We start from the raw sequence: 19,492 nt of genomic DNA, 5'->3' as shown, positions 1-19,492 counted from the left end.
ATCTAGTTACACTCCTGAATTCTTCTGACCTTTAGTTCCTACATGCAAAGCCGCGACACCACCAAAGAGTGGATGGGCTTGTACGTGATCTAATCCATTCTTCGCAAAGATAGCTGCTAACTGCTTATGATCTGGAAACGTAATTAATGATTCCGGCAACCACTTATATTGCTCATATTTCTTTACGATTAACTTCCCGAGGAACGGCATGATATGACGGAAATACACATAGTAGATGGACTTAAACGGCTGCCAAGTTGGTTTAGATAGCTCTAAAGACACAACTAGTCCTCCGGGCTTAACGACACGTTGCATTTCACGGATAACCTGCTCGAGATCGGGAACATTACGCAGGGCAAAACCGATTGTGGCAAAGTCAAAAGAATTGTCGTCAAACGGAAGACTCATCGCATTTCCTTGTATAAGCTCGATCTGTTGATCTAAGCGCAATTGTTTAATTTTCTCCGCACCGAAGTCCAGCATATTCTGGCTGAAATCCAATCCGACCATTTTACCAGTACCACTTGCTTGAGCAAGACTAATCGTCCAATCGCAAGTACCACAGCACAAGTCAATAGCCGTATCTCCTGGTTTCACATTCATCTTCTTCATGGCAAATTTACGCCAAGCTTTATGCCGATTAAAACTAATGATATTGTTCATCAAGTCATATTTAGGTGCGATACTTTCAAATACACCATGTACAAACTCTTCTTTGCTCTTCATTTTTTTGCTATCGCTATTTGTTTTGCTTACACTCATTGCCCAGGTCCCCTTAAATTTCTTCTAACACTTTGGGCTGCACCCCAGTAAAACGTAAGAAGGGCTCTCCCATGTGAAAGAGTTCACTTTGTAGCTGATCCGACTCAAGCTCTTTAACGCGATCCTGCAATTGCTTCGTCTGAGCGTTAAGCAGCTGATACAGTTGCGAAGAGATGTTGTATTTATGTAAAAGCGTACGAAACTTCGTTGTATCCGGCTCTTCAGCTTGTAACTGCTTTCGCTCATCTCTCGTGCCATTCTGATTAATATGCCAATATCCCCAGCTGCCTTTGAAATTCGCCATAGATTCCATACGGAAAATTTCATCGAATAGAAGTTCACATCTCACGTAGCCTCTTAAAATATCAGGCCATGCGTGCTTGTAAGCCTCCGACATAACCTCTGAAAAAGACAAAAACAGCTGAGATTTGATTTCCACCGAGTGGTGAATGTAATCTTCTGCCGTCAGTTTCAGCTGTTTCATTTTCATATAGCTGCTCATTTTTAATCGATTTACTTCACAGATCGCATTCGAGAGCTGCTTAATCATATCGATCTGTCCCATTTTAGCTAGGAGATGATAAAATCTAGCACTAAAATAGTCCCCTGCAAGCACTTTTAGCTGTCTTGACCTTGAAGCCTTTTTCTCCTTGACCTCATTGGACACTGTCACAAGATCATGGGTATCGAGCCCTAATTGCACAAGCGCCGTAGCTAAGGTAAATAATTCGCTTAATGAACTCAGTTTGTTATCTCCATTCAAGAATGCAAACAACAGACGTGTGCGCAACTCTGGAAAATCGGGCAAGTCTGTGTGAATTTGGATCATATCATACTCCGTGTATTGCTTAGCGATCTCAGGGATCCGATAAGAATTCATGCAAAAGCCTCCGTAACCGTATGCCAAATCTCTATTTCTGAAGTTCAAAGTCTCAATCCAAATTATTATAGCATAACCCGTTAATAGAAGCACAATTTATTATAGTGGATATTTTTGCTGCCATTTGGAGGTGTACGTAATGCGGAAGCGGTTCTGTAACTCCTGTTCCAACTGAATCAAACTAAGGTCCGTTGGCTTCTTCTCCATATCCTTGCCAAATTCACGCTGGGCTACCATAGCGAGGACCATTTGGGTAGAAGTTGTTTCGGATCCGCCTGAATAGTCAATGATACGCACCCAAACTTGCTCTACATTTTTTGTTTTTACGAGCATGGTCTGTGCGATGGTATACAGATCACGATACACCGCAATAGAATCCGCATTTTTGGGCAAACTCAAATCCATAGATAAACGAGAAGCACTTAGTTCCACTTTCCGAATCCGCAGCTGAAGTGGAATTTGTACAAGGAGATCGGCCAAGTTATTATCCGTAAGCTGGCCGCCGCGATTATTGGACCACGTGTAAGCGGAACCTAAGCCTGATGAAAGATCCATCTTCGGCAGCATGGATAGACTGATCGCAACAACTACAGAAATACCAAGCGTGATCACGATGCGCATTGACCATTTCACATTCAACACCTCCTAAGCATATGTAGGAGCCAAATAACCTGCAGGTTATCCAAGGTAACAAGTCCTATACACCATTGTACATAGAAAAAAAGCAGGCTATGCCTGCTTTTCATAGAAATACATGTATTCAATTGTTTCACACGATAACTTGGATATATTTCTTGATAAACACTCCGCCCCGTCCAAGAAGGCCGTTGTAACCATTTATTGGGATTATCTCTTATTCTTCTGTATCGATCGTGCCAAACTTGGTCATAATCAAAGCTTTGCCTCTAACCTTAACTGCGGATGTATGCTCTGTAAACTGAGCAATCATGACCTCACCCTTGTCCAGCTTCTCTGTATGATGAAAACGTGTATCTTGTCCACGTGTCAATCCAATCACATGAACACCATTGTCTTTGGCTTTAATCACGAAATACTCGTTACCGTTCGAGTTCGATTGATTTGACTGATTCGATTTATTCGATTGTTCCATATCCATCCTCCGCTCTTCCCTTGCCTTCTTTCTCACATCTAATGATGCCAAAAAAAGTAACCGAAAGTCAACTGTGTTAGATGGATAATTCAGCAGAAGCTGATTTAGAACGTTTCCGGTAAAATTGTTTGAATTTCGCTGGCAATGCATGAGTCGAGCCTAAGCGAATGAGCAGATCCGTTAATTTAACCGTCCCATAGGCAAATAGCATGCCCGCGATAACATCGATCACCCAGTGAATTTGCAAATACATGGTTGAGAAAATAATTGCGGAGCAATACGTGACCATCATGTATTTGAATATGCGATCCTTTTCACGCAGCGCCAAGAGAAGCATCGCAAACGAAATGGAAGTGTGCATACTTGGGAAACAATTCATAACAGCCACAAGTAAAGAATTCTCATCCGCAAAGGTGCGATGCAATAAGTCAGGTTGCTTATTGACATACCAAACCTCATGAAGCAGGATGAGGTTATAAAAAGGTAAAATAAGCGGGAATTGCAGCATATGCCCGGATAGCGCATAAGATAACATTTTTTTGACACTGCGTGTCCAGAAGCTTCTCACAATACAAATCCATAGCGATAGCACGAAACCATAATTATAAACCCACACCATAGCTCTATCCAGAAAAGGTGTTGAAATCCACCTAGCCCATCCTCCCGTGTTCAGTGGGATGGCATTCATATAGCTGTCCCAGCGCCATGGGTGGCGATTATTTTCAAACATCCAGTTCGCAATTTTCCACCAAAATCCGTTGCCTGTCCCGTAAAAATAATAAAAAATACCCAAAAGTGGAATTCCAATCAAAAAAAAGCGTTTCCAATCTACATCAATCTGATCCTTCCGAACACCTAATAAACAGATAAGCAACAATATCCAGCATTCTGTGCTCCAGTTTCCAACCGTACCAATTCTCCAGATCAAGTAAATCGAAGCAATGATACCAAACATCGTCCAGTCTTGTGACTTCACTAAGTCGTTCAGCTTTAACTTCTTCAATCCTGTACCTCCTACGTGTTCCAAAAAGTACTATCGTGTGTTGACCAGACTTTCTTGTCAAAAGAAAAAGACATCGAACACCGATGTCTTCATCTTAATCGGAGTAACACGATTTGAACGTGCGACCTCACCCACCCCAAGGGTGCGCGCTACCGAGCTGCGCCATACCCCGTCATTCCCCGTTCACAACCAAGAATAACGCTTTCACTTTTGTAATTATAGTAGCAGACTATCAAATTGTAAAGCCATTTTCAGGTAAAACAAATAAAGCCGTTACCCGCAATTCGCGGCCACGGCTTTATAATTATGTAACGTTCAATCCTATGTATAAATACAAATTATTGAATGCCATCTTTAAGTGCTTTACCAGGTTTGAAAGCTGGGATTTTGCTTGCTGGGATATCAATTTCTCCACCAGTCTGTGGATTACGTCCTTTACGAGCAGAACGTTCACGAACTTCGAAGTTACCAAATCCAACCAATTGCACTTTATCTCCACCTTGCAATGCTTCAGAAATTGCATCAAAAACAGCATCTACTGCTTTCGTTGCGTCTTTCTTGGAAAGCTCTGAGGTTTCCGCAACCTTGTTAATCAATTCAGATTTATTCATGCCATTCACCTCCCCCCAAGATTTCTCACTTCCGTTACTTCCTGTTTTCACCGTTTTCCCAGAAATTATACATAAACATCGGAAAAATCGTTGATTTTCTAAGCAAAATGAACTTTGAAAGCAGACGAATAAATTCATAGTAATACACTCAGGGAGCAATTTCAAGTATCTATTTCCATTATATGTGGGACTTTCCGCTAGAAAACGACAAAAAACACTCTTTCGAGTGTTTTTTGTCCACATTTTCCTACAAAATAATGGCGATCAAGCCACCTGAACCTTCATTGATAATACGTCCAAGTGTTTCTTGGAGTTTATACCGCGCATTGTCTGGCATTTGGGCAAGTTTACCTTGAATGCCTTCGCGGACAATTGAGTGAAGTGATCTTCCGAAAATATCGGACTCCCAAATCTTCAACGGATTATCTTCGAAATCCTGCATCAGATAGCGGACAAGCTCTTCACTTTGTTTCTCTGTCCCGATGATCGGCGAGAACTCGGATTCGACATCTACGCGGATCATATGGATAGAAGGCGCTGTGGCTCTTAAGCGAACACCGAATCTGGAGCCTTGACGGATTAACTCAGGCTCATCAAGCGCCATCTCCGCTAACGTAGGAGGCGCTATCCCATAACCGGTTGTTTTGACCATTTCCAGCGCTTCAGCGAATTGATCATATTCCCGCTTCGCATGCGTGAAATCCTGCATGAGTTGGAGGAGATGATCCTTCCCGCGAATTTCAACGCCTACAACTTCTACGAGAATCCGATCATAGAGCTCATCTGGCGCAAACAAGTCAATTTCTGCAACCCCTTGCCCCATACTCAGCCCTGCTAAGGCAGCCCTGTCAATAAACTCATATTCTGCAAATTGACTGACAACACGATCCACATCGCGTAAGCGTCTGATATCCTGTACCGTATCGCGAACGGATGCTTCGAACTGTGTACGCAGCCAATGATTCTCATCCAGCACCATGACCCAGCTAGGCAAGTTCACATTTACTTCATGAACAGGGAACTCATACAAGACTTCACGAAGCACGGAGACCATTTCTTCTTCTCCTGCGCTAGCTACACTCATTGTGACAACTGGCACATCGTAGCGGCTTTGCAGTTCGCTCCGCAGCTCGAGTGCAGGCTCACTGTTAGGCTTCTGAGAGTTAATGATCACAATGAACGGTTTCCCGACCTCTTTGAGTTCATTAATAACTCTTTCCTCAGCTAATACGTACGAAGACCTAGGGATATCCGAAATCGTGCCATCTGTTGTAACAACGACACCTAATGTGGAATGCTCCTGAATGACTTTCCGTGTTCCGATCTCAGCCGCTTCCTGGAAAGGAATTGGCTCATCGAACCATGGCGTGTTGATCATCCGAGGTCCGTTCTCGTCTTCATAGCCTTTGGCGCCATCGACTGCATATCCAACACAATCAACAAGGCGAACATTTACGTTCAGCCCCTCGGCCACAGAAATTTGAACCGCCGTATTCGGTACGAATTTCGGCTCCGTTGTCATAATCGTGCGGCCAGCAGCGCTCTGCGGGAGTTCATCGGTAGCCCGGATCCTATCCGCTTCGCTTTGAATGTTCGGAAGCACTACAGATTCCACAAAACGCTTAATAAAGGTTGATTTCCCGGTCCGGACTGCGCCGACAACCCCCAGGTAAATGTCCCCTCCCGTTCGTTCTGCAATGTCCTTAAAGATATCCACTTTCTCCAAGAGAATCCCTCCTACAGTTTGGTCGTCAACTGACGCTAGTGACGGTAACAATTGACTACTCGTACATTCATTTGGACTAGTAAAAATATATGTACTTTCGATAGAAATATGATAGATGCGTTCCAACTTTTTTTCGCTCATATTTTATGAAGCACATACGGCTTTCGAAAGAATATATGATGAGTCGGTTGCGCTTATTCTAGAAAGACAAAAAAACCTCTCCCAGGCATGGGAAGAGGGTGATACTATGACTACTTTTGAGGCAAAGGCTGATTATCTTTCCACGTATATGAAACGCTGCGAATCGGTACGAAGTAGGATTTATCTACGAGAATCTGCCGTAAATCTTGATCGGGCTTTAACGAGCTTACTAACGCGTTGTTCTGAATAAACGAGTTAATATCCATCGCATAATCGATAGAGACTTCTCCCGTTTGCTTATTCAGGATATACGTTATCGCATTTTTTCGATTATAGACAGATTTAATATCGGGCTCTTTCATCCCAAGCACCTTGAAGTCAACATAAGCAAATGCGTCATTCAGCGAAACACCCTGAGGCATATTTCCGCCATGCTTCGCAATGTAATCATTCACTTTCTTCTGTACATCTTCTACACTTTGATGAGCAGATAGGTCCATCAGCTTCACTACTGGCTTCGTTTCTGCGTCCACAAGTACGTAGATGAACACGCCGCCGCTCTCGAAAGCATTGGCAGGCACTGTGCTCAGCAGATTCGTTTTCTTAAGTTTAGGAAAATCAATCACATACTTCTCATAGAGAGGTGTCGTCATATCACTATTTTTGATGGGAAGCACGCCTGTTTTATCATGATAGCTATCTACCGCCTGTTGAACGACTGTTATAAATTCAGCAGGATTGATTTGATTCTCTTTTCTAAGTTCTTGCGGATACGCACAACCTGTAAGCAAAATAACCAAGATAAGCATCAGAAGCAAGCTTCTACCTTGGGTTCCTTTTCGTTTCATTAACAATTCAACCATCCTATCTCGTCTATATTGAACCATCGTCCTCCGCTTGTCTGGCAAGTTGAGCACGTATGGCTGCCTTTAACGGATCTTCTGGAATGTTCACCTGCACGGCACCTGTTACTCGCGCTTGACAAGCAAGACGAATCCCTTCGTCTACTAGAGAACCCAGTTTCAAGCGTTCATTCGTATTGGGTGGCGCAAGACCACTTTGATCATTCACCTTAACTTTACACATTAAACAGGCTGCTTTCGCACCACAACGTGTACGAATATGAACCTTAGCTTTGTTCCCTGCATCCAATAAAGTTGTGCCCGCTCTTACTTTGATTCTTCTGTCGTCTGGCCAAAAATGCACCTCAAAAACACTCATCATTGTCACCTTCTTATTGGACCGCTTGTCTGTTTATCGGCGCCAATCTATCAATTCCTTCATCTTCGCATGAAATTCTTGACCCCAGTCATTCCGGTTCATCAAATCCGTTAATGCTGGCATATGGCTTTCGGGCTTATCTACCATCGTTCTAAGAATGGGTTCATAGCGATCCGGGCGGTTGCGAAGAACATTAAAGAGAAACTCATGCGCAAGCGGCATCCGGGGAACCTTCCATGCCTCGACAATAGCTTGACATTGATAGTTTTCTTCTAGATACGCAACCTCGACTCGATACAACGAACCCAATGCCTTTACTTTAAAATCCCCAACAACCTCCACCGCATGACCATCGATGAGATAATGACTCAGCATCGAAGAATAAATTGGCGTTTCGCTAAATTCAGGGGTATCAATCGCGTAAGGCTGCAGCAACGCATGCACCATTTGGACATCCTTCAGATCTATGTAGATATCCAAATCTCTTGGACTTCTTCCTATATCGACCCCATGCATCAGCAGGCCGCAGCTTCCGCCAATCAGCCATTGCACATCTTGAGCATGCTGTAACCGTGTATGAATAGTCGAAATCGACGGGAGTAGTGGCTCCAGCAGTTTCATCATGCCCACACCTTTCAGGCAGTTAATTTTAAAAATAAGGCTTATGCGTAACTGCAATGGTTCCTACTTGCTTCACTACGCACTGACAGGCGAGTCGGTAGCCTTGTTCAAGCTCTTCAGGCTCTAATCGATCCTCTTCCGCTTCTGATGCCTCAGAAAGCATCTCGCGGCCTACAGCTACATAACAGCGACACCTGGCGCAGGTACCTCGTGTGCAAGAAAATCCCCAATCCACATCGGCTTTCAAAGCATGATCCAAAATAGTTAATCCGGTTTCCGGCGTAACTTGCATTTGTGTTTTGCGTGTTTTCAATTCTAACATGATGATTTCCCCTCCGGTAAGTTAAAACAAAGAAGATAGCATGAATAGTAAAATGGGGATAAACATTAAAAAGGCGATTATAGAAAGCACACCTCGCCATACACCGTTGGTTCTTGTTCGAGCATATGAAATTAAAAAAGATGCAGCAACCATCAAGCCCATCGCTACAAATGAGGCCCACATTTTGTCTAAAGGTGTCATTCGAATAAAACTCCTTATGTAATAAATGGTGAAAATGAAACACATGTAAGTATAGCACAGAAAAAGAAAAAAAGCATAAAGGGGAGGCGTCTCCCCTTCATGCCATTTATTTCTTACCCAACATCATACTCATTAATTGCTGCATGTTATTGGTATCAAGTTTACTGCTTTTAACGGCTTGAACGATATCATTAATGGTTTCTTCCGATACCTTAACGTTAACTAAACCTGAGACCTGCTTAATGAGTGCCCTTAATTGGGCTTCATTCTGCATTGTAGAAGGTTTCACACCGCTTGCAATTTTTTCGATATCTTTAGATGTAACGGATTTGCCCGTCTTCTTCTTGACCACACTCAATACGTCCTTCGACATATCTTTATTCGCCAATTGTGCCGCCTCCTATACCCTAAGCTAATAAGAACTGCTGATAGGGTATAGTATGAATGCGGAGAAGATCTGGTGTAGGCTATCTCGAACCTTTTGTTATCTCGTCATCGGTAATTCTTCCATTTCATGTGTCCGGACGCGTCCCATTAAGTCACGTACGGCAAGCTGTGGTGATTTTCCTTCGAAAAGAACGTTATGTAATTCATTCGTTATCGGCATGGTGACATCATATTGTCGCGACAGGTCATAGGCTGCTTTCGTCGTTTTCACGCCTTCTACAACCATCCCCATCTCTTTCAGCACCTCGTCCAAAGGAATACCTTTGGCTAATTGATAGCCTGCCCGAAAATTCCGGCTATGTTGACTCGTGCAGGTTGCGATTAAGTCGCCGATTCCAGCTAGACCAGCAAAGGTTAATGGATTCGCCCCCATCGCAGTGCCTAAGCGAGTAATTTCTGCAAGCCCACGTGTAACAAGCGCTGCTTTGGCATTATCACCGAAATCCAAACCATCCGTTAGTCCAGCACCAAGCCCGATGATATTCTTCAGCGCTCCGCCTACCTCCACACCTGTCACATCCGGATTCGTATACACACGGAAATAGCCAGTGATGAGCAAATCTTGCGCAGCCTCTGCAGCTTTCAAATCTTGCGCGGCCACAACAACCGTAGTCGGCATTTTACGAATCACTTCTTCGGCGTGACTTGGACCTGAGAGAACGACAAATCGCTTCGGATCCAGCTCCGGCAGTTCATCCGCCAGCACCTCCGTCATTCGCTTCAGCGTTCCTGTCTCAAAGCCTTTGGTTGCATGTATGACAAGTGCATCCTTCTTCAAAAAGGGACGAATTCGTGAAGCTACCTCACGCATGCCCGCAGATGGCACAACCATGATAATGGCATCCGCATCTTGCACAGCATCCTGCAAGGAATTCGTAGCTATAATCGAAGGAGAAAGCGAGATATCTTTGAGAAACCGACTATTCGTATGCTTTTCATTGATTTCCACCACTTGTTCTTCGTTACGAGTCCATAGAAGTACTTCTTTTCCATTATCCGCCAATACGGAGGCAAGTGCCGTCCCCCAACTTCCAGCTACAAGGACCGATACTTTTTGTGTCACGGTTTCCCCTCCTATGCGTAGATGTTTTTAGAACACATTCGTTAGGCTCTTTTTTGGCCCAGCTTGTTTTCTTTCCCCTGAATAAGCTTCACAATGTTCGTCCGATGACGTAAGAAAGCAAAAGCACATAGTAAAATACTTATCCACAAAACTGGTAAAGGCCGGTCCATTCCCCAAATAAGAAAAGGTAAGAGTGCAGTAAGTATAAGGGAGCCTAACGATACAAATCGTGTGACAGCAATAATGACTATGGCAGTTAATCCCGCGATCAACGTAGGAAGGAAGCAAAGTGTAGCCATGACCCCAACGGTAGTTGCAATTCCTTTACCACCCCGAAAGCCAAAATAGACAGGCCAGTTATGCCCTACAATCGCTGCCAAACCACATAAAACGCGGATCCAGATCTCATCCGGTCCTGAGGCAACCCAAGCCCCTAGTAAGACCGCTGCGACACCTTTGAAGCCATCCAGCAGCAGGACGAGGATTGCTGGCCCCTTCCCCAGTACGCGGAGCGTATTCGTGGCCCCAGCGTTCCCGCTGCCGTGCTTGCGGATATCAATGCCCTTAATCCATTTTCCGAATAAATAACTAAAGCTTATGGATCCTAATAAATAGCCCAATACAATTGTTATTATCGAAAGCAATGTGCAACATCTCCTATTCTTTGTCCGAAGTTTTCCTACGGCTCAAGATACGAATGGGTGTTCCCTCAAAACCAAAGGCAGCACGGATTTTATTATCCAGGTATCGTTCGTAAGAGAAATGCATGAGCTCAGGCTCATTCACGAAGAGAACGAAGACTGGCGGCTTAACAGCCACTTGTGTTACATAGTTAATCCGCAGACGTTTCCCTTTATCTGTTGGCGGCGGGTTATAGGCAACAGCATCAGAAACAACATCATTAAGAAGATGTGTTTGTACACGCAGGGCATGATTCTCCGCTACTTGTACGATAACAGGCAGCAATTTATGAAGCCGCTGTGTCGTTTTGGCTGATACAAACACAATCGGTGCGTAACTCAAGAACAAGAAATGATCACGGATCGTGGTCGTGAAATGCTGCATCGTTTTATCATCTTTCTCTACAATGTCCCATTTATTTACGACAATCACGATCGCTTTTCCTGCTTCATGCGCATATCCCGCAATGTGTTTATCTTGATCAATAATGCCTTCTTGACCATCAATTACGACCAATACGACATCTGCACGCTCAATGGCTTTCATGGCACGCATGACACTATATTTTTCTGTGTTCTCATATACTTTACCACGCTTACGCATACCTGCCGTATCAATGATAACGAACTTCTGTCCATCACGTTCAAAAGGAGTATCGATCGCATCGCGCGTTGTTCCTGCAACATCGCTCACGATAACCCGCTCTTCACCAAGAATCGCGTTCGTCATTGATGATTTGCCTACGTTCGGGCGGCCAATCAGAGCAAATTTCACAACTTCCTCGCCGTACTCATCATCGGATTTATCCGGGAATAAATTACACACAACCTCAAGCAGATCACCAATCCCAATTCCGTGCGAACCGGATATCCCTACTGGATCACCGAAACCAAGAGAATAGAACTCATAGATATCATCTTGACGCGCCAAATTATCCACTTTGTTCACGGCAAGAACAACAGGCTTCTTGGAGCGGAACAACAACTGTGCAACTTCCTCATCAGACGGAGTAACCCCTGCCTTCGCGTCAACCATGAACACGATAACATCCGCTTCTTCGATCGCTAGCTCAGCTTGTACACGAACAGATTTCAGGATCACATCTTCGCCATCAATTTCAATACCACCAGTATCAATAACGCTGAATGAGGTATTCAGCCATTCACCTACACCATATAAACGATCTCGTGTGACTCCTGGTTTATCTTCTACAATCGCCATGCGATCGCCTACGATTCGATTAAAAATGGTGGACTTGCCGACATTCGGTCGGCCTACAATTGCAAGTACGGGTCTAGCCAATTTACATCACTCCTTCGAATTCCATGAATACACATGGAAAATTACGCAACTTACATCATAACAAAAAATAGACGCCTTGGCTAATCTCTTTTGAGACTTCACCAAAATAGCGCTTCGCATTATGAGGTTTTCATTATTTCCATCTGCTCCTACTACGGCCAATCCAATTTCGTATGACATTTCGACAACTGCTATAAGCAGTCTGTACGATGATCGTTATTGTTCTCGCTGTGAAGATCGAAAGCCACCATTGATCTTGAAAAGTTGCCATGCCCAACTGATGAAAGCCATCCACTTCATGGATTCCAGCTTGGTACATATCTCCAATCAGATACCCAATCGAAAGCGCGGCAATCTGCTCCCAAGCGCTGCGCTGCACAACAACGGCAACGATAGCAAGTAACAATGCGGTCTGCCATTCTGAGTTTCGAATGATTAATATGGGATCCATCTCGAGAAGTTGTTGAAATAGAAAATGGAGAGAACCGATCAGTAGACCGATAGAAAGCAGATGAAGCTTATGTATAAAGCCTTGTGTGACATAAAGAATGCTGAATGAAATCGTAAGTACAACGACATATACAAGCTGAATATGGACATTGTGTATGGTTATCGTAATTCGTGTTCCTATAAGCCATGAGACAAAAAAAAGAAGCATGCCCTTATGCGATATACTTCTGACGTACAGCTCCTTCCAACCGCTGGCCAGCAAGATCAACGTGATGCAAAGAAGGATTAGCGAGAGATAACCGGCATTCATAATCAAACCACCCTAGCCTGCGTAGCATGCAACGACAACTTATCGACATCGAGATGCTAACGGATCTTCAGACTCCCCCTCACGATATAAGGGAGATCTGCCTGATCCTTAGTATGGCAATATTTTGATTATTTACTCGGATTGCTTCGCCCTGCATATGAAGTTAAGTCAATACCTCGTGTACGACACCATTCAGCCGTGTCTCCAATGATTACTACTGGGCAATGTGTCAAAGCTTGAATCGAATTGGCGCCTAGCGCCGTCATGATTAAGATAAGTCCTTGGTGAAGCTCATCGGCATACACATGAAGGGCATCTACACCGTCTGAACGCAATACTTTAAGAAACGCACCTGCCATACCAACTACAGAGGCACCTAGCGAAAGAGCTTTAGCAGCTTCCAAAGCATTTGTAATCCCGCCCGATGCAATGACAGAACCCCAAGGATAAACGGAAAGCACTTCTAACAAAGTCATACTTGTCGGAGTTCCCCAATCGTTTAGCCATGCTAAAGCAGATGGTCTTCTCGCATTCTCAATAGCTGCAAAATTCGTTCCGCCAGAACCACCGACGTCGATAATCTGTACACCAATATCCCGCAATTGTTTCGCATTTTCACGTGTGATGCCAAAGCCTACCTCTTTCACGATAACCGGAACAGACACATTGCGAACAATACTCTCAATTCGTCCGAGCATACCTACGAAGCTGCGGTCACCTTCTGGCATAATCAGCTCTTGCATGACATTCAAATGAATTTGAAGCGCATTCGCCTCAATCATATCTATGGCGCGCAGCGCTTGTTCTGTTGTCGCCTCGCTGCCCAAATTCGCGAAGATCATGCCGTTTGGATTCTCGCGCCGCACGATTTGATAGCTGGATGCCACTTCGCTATTCTTAATAGCTGACATCTGGGAACCAACAGCCATCGGCATGCCTTTCTCCCTGGCAAGAATGGCCAACTCGCGATTAATGCTTTCTGTTTCCTGAGCGCCGCCGGTCATTGCATTAATTAAAATCGGCGAACTCATAATGAGATCGCCGATTGTTGTTGTTAAAGCAATATGATCCGTCGATGTCTCAGGAAGACAGTTATGCACAAGCTTGATATCCGTCAGCCCTTGCTCACAGGTTTGACCAAGCTCCAGCGCGTAATGGACATGCTCCATTTTGCGTGAGATGCGCATTTCTGTACCCTCCTAGAAATTGGATCTATTTATTTTTTGAATTTAGCTAGTTTATCTCCAAAACGCTCACCAAGTGTCATGGACAAACCTTGATTGCTTAGAGAAACGTTTTCGTTACCAGCGATTTCTTTTTGGTGACTAGCACTGTTGCCGCGGTCACGATCGCCGCGTGGTTGTCTTTCTCTATCTGGTTTACCAGCAACCGCAGGAGCCGCTGCACCAGCTGGTGCTTCAGGAGCATCTTCTGTATCCTTAATGCTCAAGCTAACGCGTTTCTCAGCCAAGTTGATTTCCAAGATTTTCACTTGTACTTCTTGACCTTCTTTCAATACTTCATGTGGCGTACCGATGTGGCGGTGTGCAATTTGGGAAATATGCACTAGACCTTCTACACCTGGAGCCACTTCAACGAATGCACCGAAAGCTGCAAGACGCTTAACTGTCCCCGTTACGATGTCACCAGCTTTGAAATCATTCTCAACATTGGACCAAGGACCAGCTTGTGTAGCTTTGATGCTCAAACTGATTTTGTCATTGGACGGATCAAGTTTAAGAATTTGAACCTTAACTTTGTCGCCTTCTTTAACAACATCAGATGCTTGTTCAACATGCTGCCAAGCAAGCTCGGAAATATGAACAAGACCATCAATACCACCGATATCAACAAATGCACCGAATTGTGTCAAACGTTGAACCGTACCTTCTAGTACTTGGCCAACTTGAAGACCTTCGATGATTTTCTTTTTGTTCGATTCGAACTCTTCATCCAAAATATCTTTTTGGGAAAGGATGACTTTGTTTTTCTCGCGATCGATTTCTTTCACACGAAGACGCAAAGTGCGGCCTTTGTATGCGGAGAAATCTTCAACGAATTGACGCTCAACCATGGATGCTGGAACGAAACCACGCACACCAATATCCACGACAAGTCCGCCTTTAACAACTTCAGCAACGGCAGCTTCGATAATTTCTTTGCTTTCGAGTTGTCCTTGCAGCGTTTCCCAAGCTTTTTCATTGTCAACGACACGTTTGGACAATACCAATGTTTCTTTCGCATCGTTAATGGAAACGATCTTCAATTCAACTTCTTGACCTAGCTCTACTGCTTGCGCAGCATCGTTCAAACTTACGGATGAAAGCTCACGAACAGGGATGACACCATCGTATTTGTAACCGATATCCACGAAAGCTTGATCAGCGTCTACTTTAACGATTTTGCCTTTAACTGTAGCGCCTTTCTTCAGCACAGCAACATTGTTAAGCGCATGCTCTGCTTCTGCTTGTGAAACGGCTGTTTCTTGAGCTTCCTGTGATTGATCTTCAACTTTTACTTCATCTGACATGAGATTAGCCTCCTCTATTTACAACCAACAAAAATAATTTATAAGTCACAAAGCAGCAGACGAACTCCTACTCTGTTTCAAACACAACAATAAGTTCAAATCACTTTAAGGATAGTATAATTCCAAGCTTTCGATTCCATACATTTGCTTATTAGCCTTTACTAGTAACTGTATGTAGTCGGCGGATTTCTTTCATGATTGCTTCTGTCGCCTGCTCCAAATCTTCTGAGCTAGCACCTGCATATGCAGTCAAATCAAGCGGCGCCCCATAAACGATCGTCATACGGCGGAAAATTGAATAGGTACCCACGATGGCTACCGGCACGACTGCTGCACCCGATTTCAATGCAAGACTAGCTGCGCCTTTCTTACCCATCCCACCCGCATTACTTCTAGATCCTTCTGGAAAAACACCTAGCATATTGCCATCACGAAGCAGTTGCACAGCAAGTCGGATCGACTCTCTGCTCACGCCTCCGCGCTTAACAGGGAATGCGCCTACTTTGGAAATGATAGATCCTAGCACAGGGATATCAAACAGCTCAGCCTTGGCCATAAAATGTACCTTCCGCCGCAGCGGTGTTCCTAAGAAAGGAGGGTCCAAAAAGCTTGTATGATTACCACACAGTACAACAGCGCCCTGTGTTGGAACATTCTCCATTCCAATCGCACGCATCCGGAAAAATACAGTGAAAATGAATCGAAATAAGGCTCTTCCGATGCGATATAGCATCTTTATTTGCCACCTCCGACTTTGTCCTTGCAAAGCCCAAGGATTTCGTCCACAACTTCTTCAATCGTCATTGACGTACTGTCCATTAACACGGCATCATGTGCCCGACGCAGCGGCGAAATTTCCCGCGCCTCATCGAATTGATCACGACGTGCAATATCCTGCTCCAGCTCATCAAGAGTCAGTGTGTTCGTACCACTGTTTTGTAACTCCTTGAATCGGCGCTCAGCACGTTCCTTCACACTTGCTGTTAAGAAAACCTTAATTTCCGCATCTGGCATGACATGCGTTCCAATGTCACGGCCATCCATAACTACGCCTTTGGAAACGGTCATTTGCTTCTGTAACGCAACTAACAAATGACGCACAGCACCGTAACTGGCAACTTGCGAGACATGAGTCGTAACGTCCGTAGAACGAATCGCTTTCGTCACATCCACACCATCTACGAATACCTGTTGTCCTTCATCCCCAGGAATGAGCTCAATCTGCATGCGATTGGCGAGCGCAGCCACTTCTGTTTCTTGCTCAGGTAGCAGCCCTTCTTGCTGTACTTTCCACGTTACTGCTCGATACATGGCTCCTGTATCCACATAAATGAAACCAAGAGCACCGGCAACTAGCCGTGCAATGGTGCTTTTACCGGCTCCAGCAGGACCATCTATGGCAATATTGAACTTATCCAAGCTGCTGTTCCTCCTAACAATACTTCACAGTACCTTACGTACAAAAAAGCAGGCACTTGCCTGCTAATTACTAGAAATTATAGCACACTACAGGGTCATATGCAAAACTTGGGTTCCACCGCACCTTGCTTCCATACGCTTATGAGCGTTCTTTTGGGGCACGATCCGGCACGATATACGGCTGACCTTCTAGGGGCTCTACACGGGTGAAATGCTTACGTATGTACGCATTTTGAAGCAAAGCTTGTACACAAACCAGCAGAATTACAACAACAAGCACGGCTCTAATGATGATCTTCTCTACTTTGGCAGAGAACCGAATAAATAACTGCTCATAGGGTTCACGCTCTTGCTCCTTCGACATGAGATCACGCTCCTGCTAGCATCCGATTATGCATAGCAGTATACCCGTTGCATCCCACTCTCAATCCTTAGCGTTTGCGGAAATCCATTTGCCTTTCAAAACAAAAACGAATCAGCTTCTGCCTCTCTCTGTCAGCAATCTCTGCGAATCTAATCATAACGAGCTGCTTGCCTGTCTCAGTTACTTTCACGCGGACAACTTCCCCTGTGAATGGAATGTGCTCGATTGTACCATTCTTGAATGGCGCAAGTACCCAACATGAAATAATGGCATTTAAACCAATCGGGATATGACCATCGCAAATAAACGAAATGCCGCCACCGCCGACATCATCGGTTAACCCAATGAATTGGATCTGATCGTTAAGTTTCACTGCAATTTCTAGTTCGGCCAAAACCCGCAGGAAATTTCTTCGTTGAATTTGTGTAATCGCACTTAACTCTGGGACTCGTAATTCAATTAAGCGAATTACATCCTCCGTGAAACCAATAACTTCCGTTGTGAAATAGTGCTTCACGCCGCCTTGTCCTAGGAAATGAGCGCTAATTTCATCTCCCTGATACAACTTCTTCAGACGTCCCGACTTCTCATTAAGCGGGATTTCAATGATGATTGCGCTTTCTGTTACATCAGCAATTCTTGACTTATATTCGATTTTGGACTCTTCTTCGTCAATACTATTCATTTGCATATGTAAAATCTGGTTGACCTTAGGAAGCAATTTCCGCACCTCCGCGAAGTAATATACGTCAATTATACCATGCCATCACCATTTAGATAGAAAAAAAAAGAAGCAGGATCCTATCCCGCTTCTAACTTGACTATGATGCTCCTTTGGCAGCTTCCACTTGATCATGCCGAATGGTCTCAATTTTCTCTTCCATCCCCACATCCGCATTCACATAAATGCGATAAATGTTGTTATTCAGCGTACCGATAAATTCATGGCAAAGCACTTCTTCATCCAGATCATTCTTAATGATAGCCAGTGATTCACTTGTAATCTTCATTTTAGAATTCAAATGCTTACGCGCTTCTTCCACCGTAATTTTCGGTTGACCGATCTCACGCTTCTTTTGCGAATAAATATAATTCGTAGCCTGAAGCCCTGTCACTTCAAGCGTATCCAAAGCAACTTTAACCGTAACTTGTTCAGGATAAATAGTGACATCCTTTTCTTTCTTAGCAAACTGAATGGTCGCAGTATTTTGGTATTGATCATAACTTATCGCGCTTAGTTCCTTGTATTCGTGCTGATCCAGAAATTCATTCGCAATATCTCTTGCTTGACGTAGATTAAACTTAGCGGCAGGAACATCACGTGACTTCATGAAATAAATCAGATGGCCGCCCTTTTTGGTAAAATCCATTTGCGTATCCGTTTTCGATTTATCACCGCTCGGTATGATCACACTAAAGCTTTGAAATTCAGGAGCGTTTCCTCCGTTTTCGACAACTTTAATGCCATTCGAATCTTGAATACCAAGGAATTCTACGGCTTTCTTTTTGACTTGATCAGCCGTCATATCATTGCCCGTAAGCATTTTGACATCATTTTTGGAGAACACATTTAAGCTGCCTGTCCCCCAATTCAATTCGTCATAGCCACCAACTTGCTTATCCACAATCTTAAAGCCATCAATAATCGCATTGTCGTGCATTTCGTTCTCGGATGCCAGCGCAGTCTCAACATCCATCCATCTTAAATTATTGGCAATGACTTTATCTTGCACACCGCGAATTTCTTTCGTAATATCAGCAGAATGTGCGTAAAGTGTATTCAATGTCTTCTTTTCAGCATCCGTTAAGGGCTGCTTCGTCATATCTCGAACGGACATCCGATAGGAAAAATTAGCCATATTGGCTAAGAAGTCCTCTGTTTTATTAAAAGGCAGCAGCATCAAGGGCAATTGGGTGATGTCACTTTGCGCTTGACTCGTTAATCGCCAAACATTAACCAAACCCTTCCGATAAGATGGCTCCGAAGATTCATTCACAGCCAGTGTATTGCCTAACTCTGTATGTAGCTTATCCATGTGAAAGGACAGATCATGAAACGCGCGTTGGTACTGATTCTCCGCTTTAATTAGAATCGTATTCTTCTCTTGGTGCTCTAAATACCCCCACACAGAAGCCCCGATTAATGCCAGCAATAGAAAAGGAAACATGACAATACTTAATCTTTTATACACAGAATTGCTCCTTTCATACCCAATCTTGCGCTTAGTTTTTACGCGTGGAGGCAGGTTTATGCAGGAGTGACATAAAATAAACGCCCACAACATCCTCATGGACGGGGGCGTTTATCTAGACATGATATATACAAA

The 19,492-nt window shown here is 44.0% G+C and carries 24 protein-coding genes and 1 tRNA gene; all 25 read right to left on the bottom strand.

The window, feature by feature from the left end:
- Positions 1-6: 6 nt before the first annotated feature.
- On the bottom strand, positions 7-762 hold the full coding sequence (locus tag AC58QO_RS12280) for a demethylmenaquinone methyltransferase (RefSeq protein WP_497265759.1): 756 nt from the start codon (positions 760-762) through the stop codon (positions 7-9).
- Positions 763-775: 13 nt separating this feature from the next.
- Positions 776-1,642, bottom strand: a complete 867-nt coding sequence (locus AC58QO_RS12275; RefSeq protein ID WP_497265757.1) for a heptaprenyl diphosphate synthase component 1 — start codon at positions 1,640-1,642, stop codon at positions 776-778.
- Positions 1,643-1,741: 99 nt separating this feature from the next.
- Positions 1,742-2,275: a hypothetical protein gene (locus tag AC58QO_RS12270; protein ID WP_497265755.1), complete on the bottom strand. Its 534-nt coding sequence runs from the start codon at positions 2,273-2,275 to the stop codon at positions 1,742-1,744.
- A 220-nt stretch (positions 2,276-2,495) separates the two neighbouring features.
- A complete protein-coding gene (mtrB, locus tag AC58QO_RS12265; protein WP_497265753.1) occupies positions 2,496-2,753 on the bottom strand; it encodes a trp RNA-binding attenuation protein MtrB in 258 nt (85 codons plus the stop codon).
- A 76-nt stretch (positions 2,754-2,829) separates the two neighbouring features.
- Positions 2,830-3,756 (bottom strand): phosphatase PAP2 family protein, encoded by a 927-nt coding sequence (locus AC58QO_RS12260; RefSeq protein ID WP_497265751.1) that lies wholly within the window; start codon positions 3,754-3,756, stop codon positions 2,830-2,832.
- 98 nt (positions 3,757-3,854) lie between these two features.
- Positions 3,855-3,928, bottom strand: a tRNA-Pro gene (locus AC58QO_RS12255).
- Positions 3,929-4,094: 166 nt separating this feature from the next.
- Positions 4,095-4,367, bottom strand: coding sequence for an HU family DNA-binding protein (locus tag AC58QO_RS12250; RefSeq protein ID WP_056614405.1), 273 nt, complete (start codon positions 4,365-4,367; stop codon positions 4,095-4,097).
- A gap of 247 nt (positions 4,368-4,614) precedes the next feature.
- Positions 4,615-6,093, bottom strand: coding sequence for a stage IV sporulation protein A (spoIVA, locus tag AC58QO_RS12245; protein WP_028554281.1), 1,479 nt, complete (start codon positions 6,091-6,093; stop codon positions 4,615-4,617).
- A 251-nt stretch (positions 6,094-6,344) separates the two neighbouring features.
- Positions 6,345-7,082 (bottom strand): YphF family lipoprotein, encoded by a 738-nt coding sequence (locus AC58QO_RS12240; RefSeq protein ID WP_497265749.1) that lies wholly within the window; start codon positions 7,080-7,082, stop codon positions 6,345-6,347.
- Positions 7,083-7,107: 25 nt separating this feature from the next.
- Complete coding sequence (locus AC58QO_RS12235; RefSeq protein WP_497265747.1) at positions 7,108-7,458, bottom strand: 2Fe-2S iron-sulfur cluster-binding protein; 351 nt, start codon at positions 7,456-7,458, stop codon at positions 7,108-7,110.
- Positions 7,459-7,488: 30 nt separating this feature from the next.
- Positions 7,489-8,079: a nucleotidyltransferase domain-containing protein gene (locus AC58QO_RS12230; protein WP_497265745.1), complete on the bottom strand. Its 591-nt coding sequence runs from the start codon at positions 8,077-8,079 to the stop codon at positions 7,489-7,491.
- Between the two features lie 25 nt (positions 8,080-8,104).
- Complete coding sequence (locus tag AC58QO_RS12225) at positions 8,105-8,398, bottom strand: 2Fe-2S iron-sulfur cluster-binding protein (protein ID WP_497265743.1); 294 nt, start codon at positions 8,396-8,398, stop codon at positions 8,105-8,107.
- Between the two features lie 21 nt (positions 8,399-8,419).
- The gene (locus AC58QO_RS12220; RefSeq protein ID WP_497265741.1) at positions 8,420-8,599 is read right to left on the bottom strand and encodes a DUF2768 family protein; all 180 of its coding nucleotides are present in this window, start codon (positions 8,597-8,599) and stop codon (positions 8,420-8,422) included.
- A gap of 106 nt (positions 8,600-8,705) precedes the next feature.
- The gene (locus tag AC58QO_RS12215) at positions 8,706-8,972 is read right to left on the bottom strand and encodes a stage VI sporulation protein F (RefSeq protein ID WP_497267462.1); all 267 of its coding nucleotides are present in this window, start codon (positions 8,970-8,972) and stop codon (positions 8,706-8,708) included.
- Positions 8,973-9,083: 111 nt separating this feature from the next.
- Complete coding sequence (locus AC58QO_RS12210) at positions 9,084-10,109, bottom strand: NAD(P)H-dependent glycerol-3-phosphate dehydrogenase (RefSeq protein WP_497265739.1); 1,026 nt, start codon at positions 10,107-10,109, stop codon at positions 9,084-9,086.
- A gap of 41 nt (positions 10,110-10,150) precedes the next feature.
- Complete coding sequence (gene plsY / locus AC58QO_RS12205) at positions 10,151-10,753, bottom strand: glycerol-3-phosphate 1-O-acyltransferase PlsY (protein WP_497265737.1); 603 nt, start codon at positions 10,751-10,753, stop codon at positions 10,151-10,153.
- Positions 10,754-10,766: 13 nt separating this feature from the next.
- Entirely contained in the window at positions 10,767-12,092 is a 1,326-nt protein-coding gene (gene der, locus AC58QO_RS12200; RefSeq protein WP_497265735.1) for a ribosome biogenesis GTPase Der, read from the bottom strand.
- Between the two features lie 133 nt (positions 12,093-12,225).
- Positions 12,226-12,852: a YphA family membrane protein gene (locus tag AC58QO_RS12195; RefSeq protein ID WP_497265733.1), complete on the bottom strand. Its 627-nt coding sequence runs from the start codon at positions 12,850-12,852 to the stop codon at positions 12,226-12,228.
- Positions 12,853-12,980: 128 nt separating this feature from the next.
- On the bottom strand, positions 12,981-14,039 hold the full coding sequence (fni, locus tag AC58QO_RS12190) for a type 2 isopentenyl-diphosphate Delta-isomerase (RefSeq protein WP_497265731.1): 1,059 nt from the start codon (positions 14,037-14,039) through the stop codon (positions 12,981-12,983).
- A gap of 29 nt (positions 14,040-14,068) precedes the next feature.
- On the bottom strand, positions 14,069-15,382 hold the full coding sequence (gene rpsA / locus AC58QO_RS12185; protein ID WP_497265729.1) for a 30S ribosomal protein S1: 1,314 nt from the start codon (positions 15,380-15,382) through the stop codon (positions 14,069-14,071).
- A 151-nt stretch (positions 15,383-15,533) separates the two neighbouring features.
- Positions 15,534-16,115, bottom strand: a complete 582-nt coding sequence (locus tag AC58QO_RS12180) for a lysophospholipid acyltransferase family protein (protein ID WP_497265727.1) — start codon at positions 16,113-16,115, stop codon at positions 15,534-15,536.
- 2 nt (positions 16,116-16,117) lie between these two features.
- On the bottom strand, positions 16,118-16,801 hold the full coding sequence (cmk, locus tag AC58QO_RS12175) for a (d)CMP kinase (protein ID WP_497265725.1): 684 nt from the start codon (positions 16,799-16,801) through the stop codon (positions 16,118-16,120).
- Positions 16,802-16,940: 139 nt separating this feature from the next.
- A complete protein-coding gene (locus tag AC58QO_RS12170; protein ID WP_497265723.1) occupies positions 16,941-17,165 on the bottom strand; it encodes a hypothetical protein in 225 nt (74 codons plus the stop codon).
- A gap of 67 nt (positions 17,166-17,232) precedes the next feature.
- Entirely contained in the window at positions 17,233-17,895 is a 663-nt protein-coding gene (locus AC58QO_RS12165) for a flagellar brake protein (protein ID WP_497265721.1), read from the bottom strand.
- Between the two features lie 91 nt (positions 17,896-17,986).
- Positions 17,987-19,357 carry a germination protein YpeB gene (gene ypeB / locus AC58QO_RS12160; RefSeq protein WP_497265719.1) on the bottom strand — a complete coding sequence of 457 codons (1,371 nt, stop codon included), beginning with the start codon at positions 19,355-19,357 and terminating at the stop codon, positions 17,987-17,989.
- Positions 19,358-19,492 lie beyond the last annotated feature (135 nt).

It is taken from the genome of Paenibacillus sp. J31R30, from assembly GCF_059692115.1.
The sequence above is the reverse complement of the archived record's forward strand: the minus strand, read 5'-3'. Positions and strand labels throughout refer to the sequence as shown.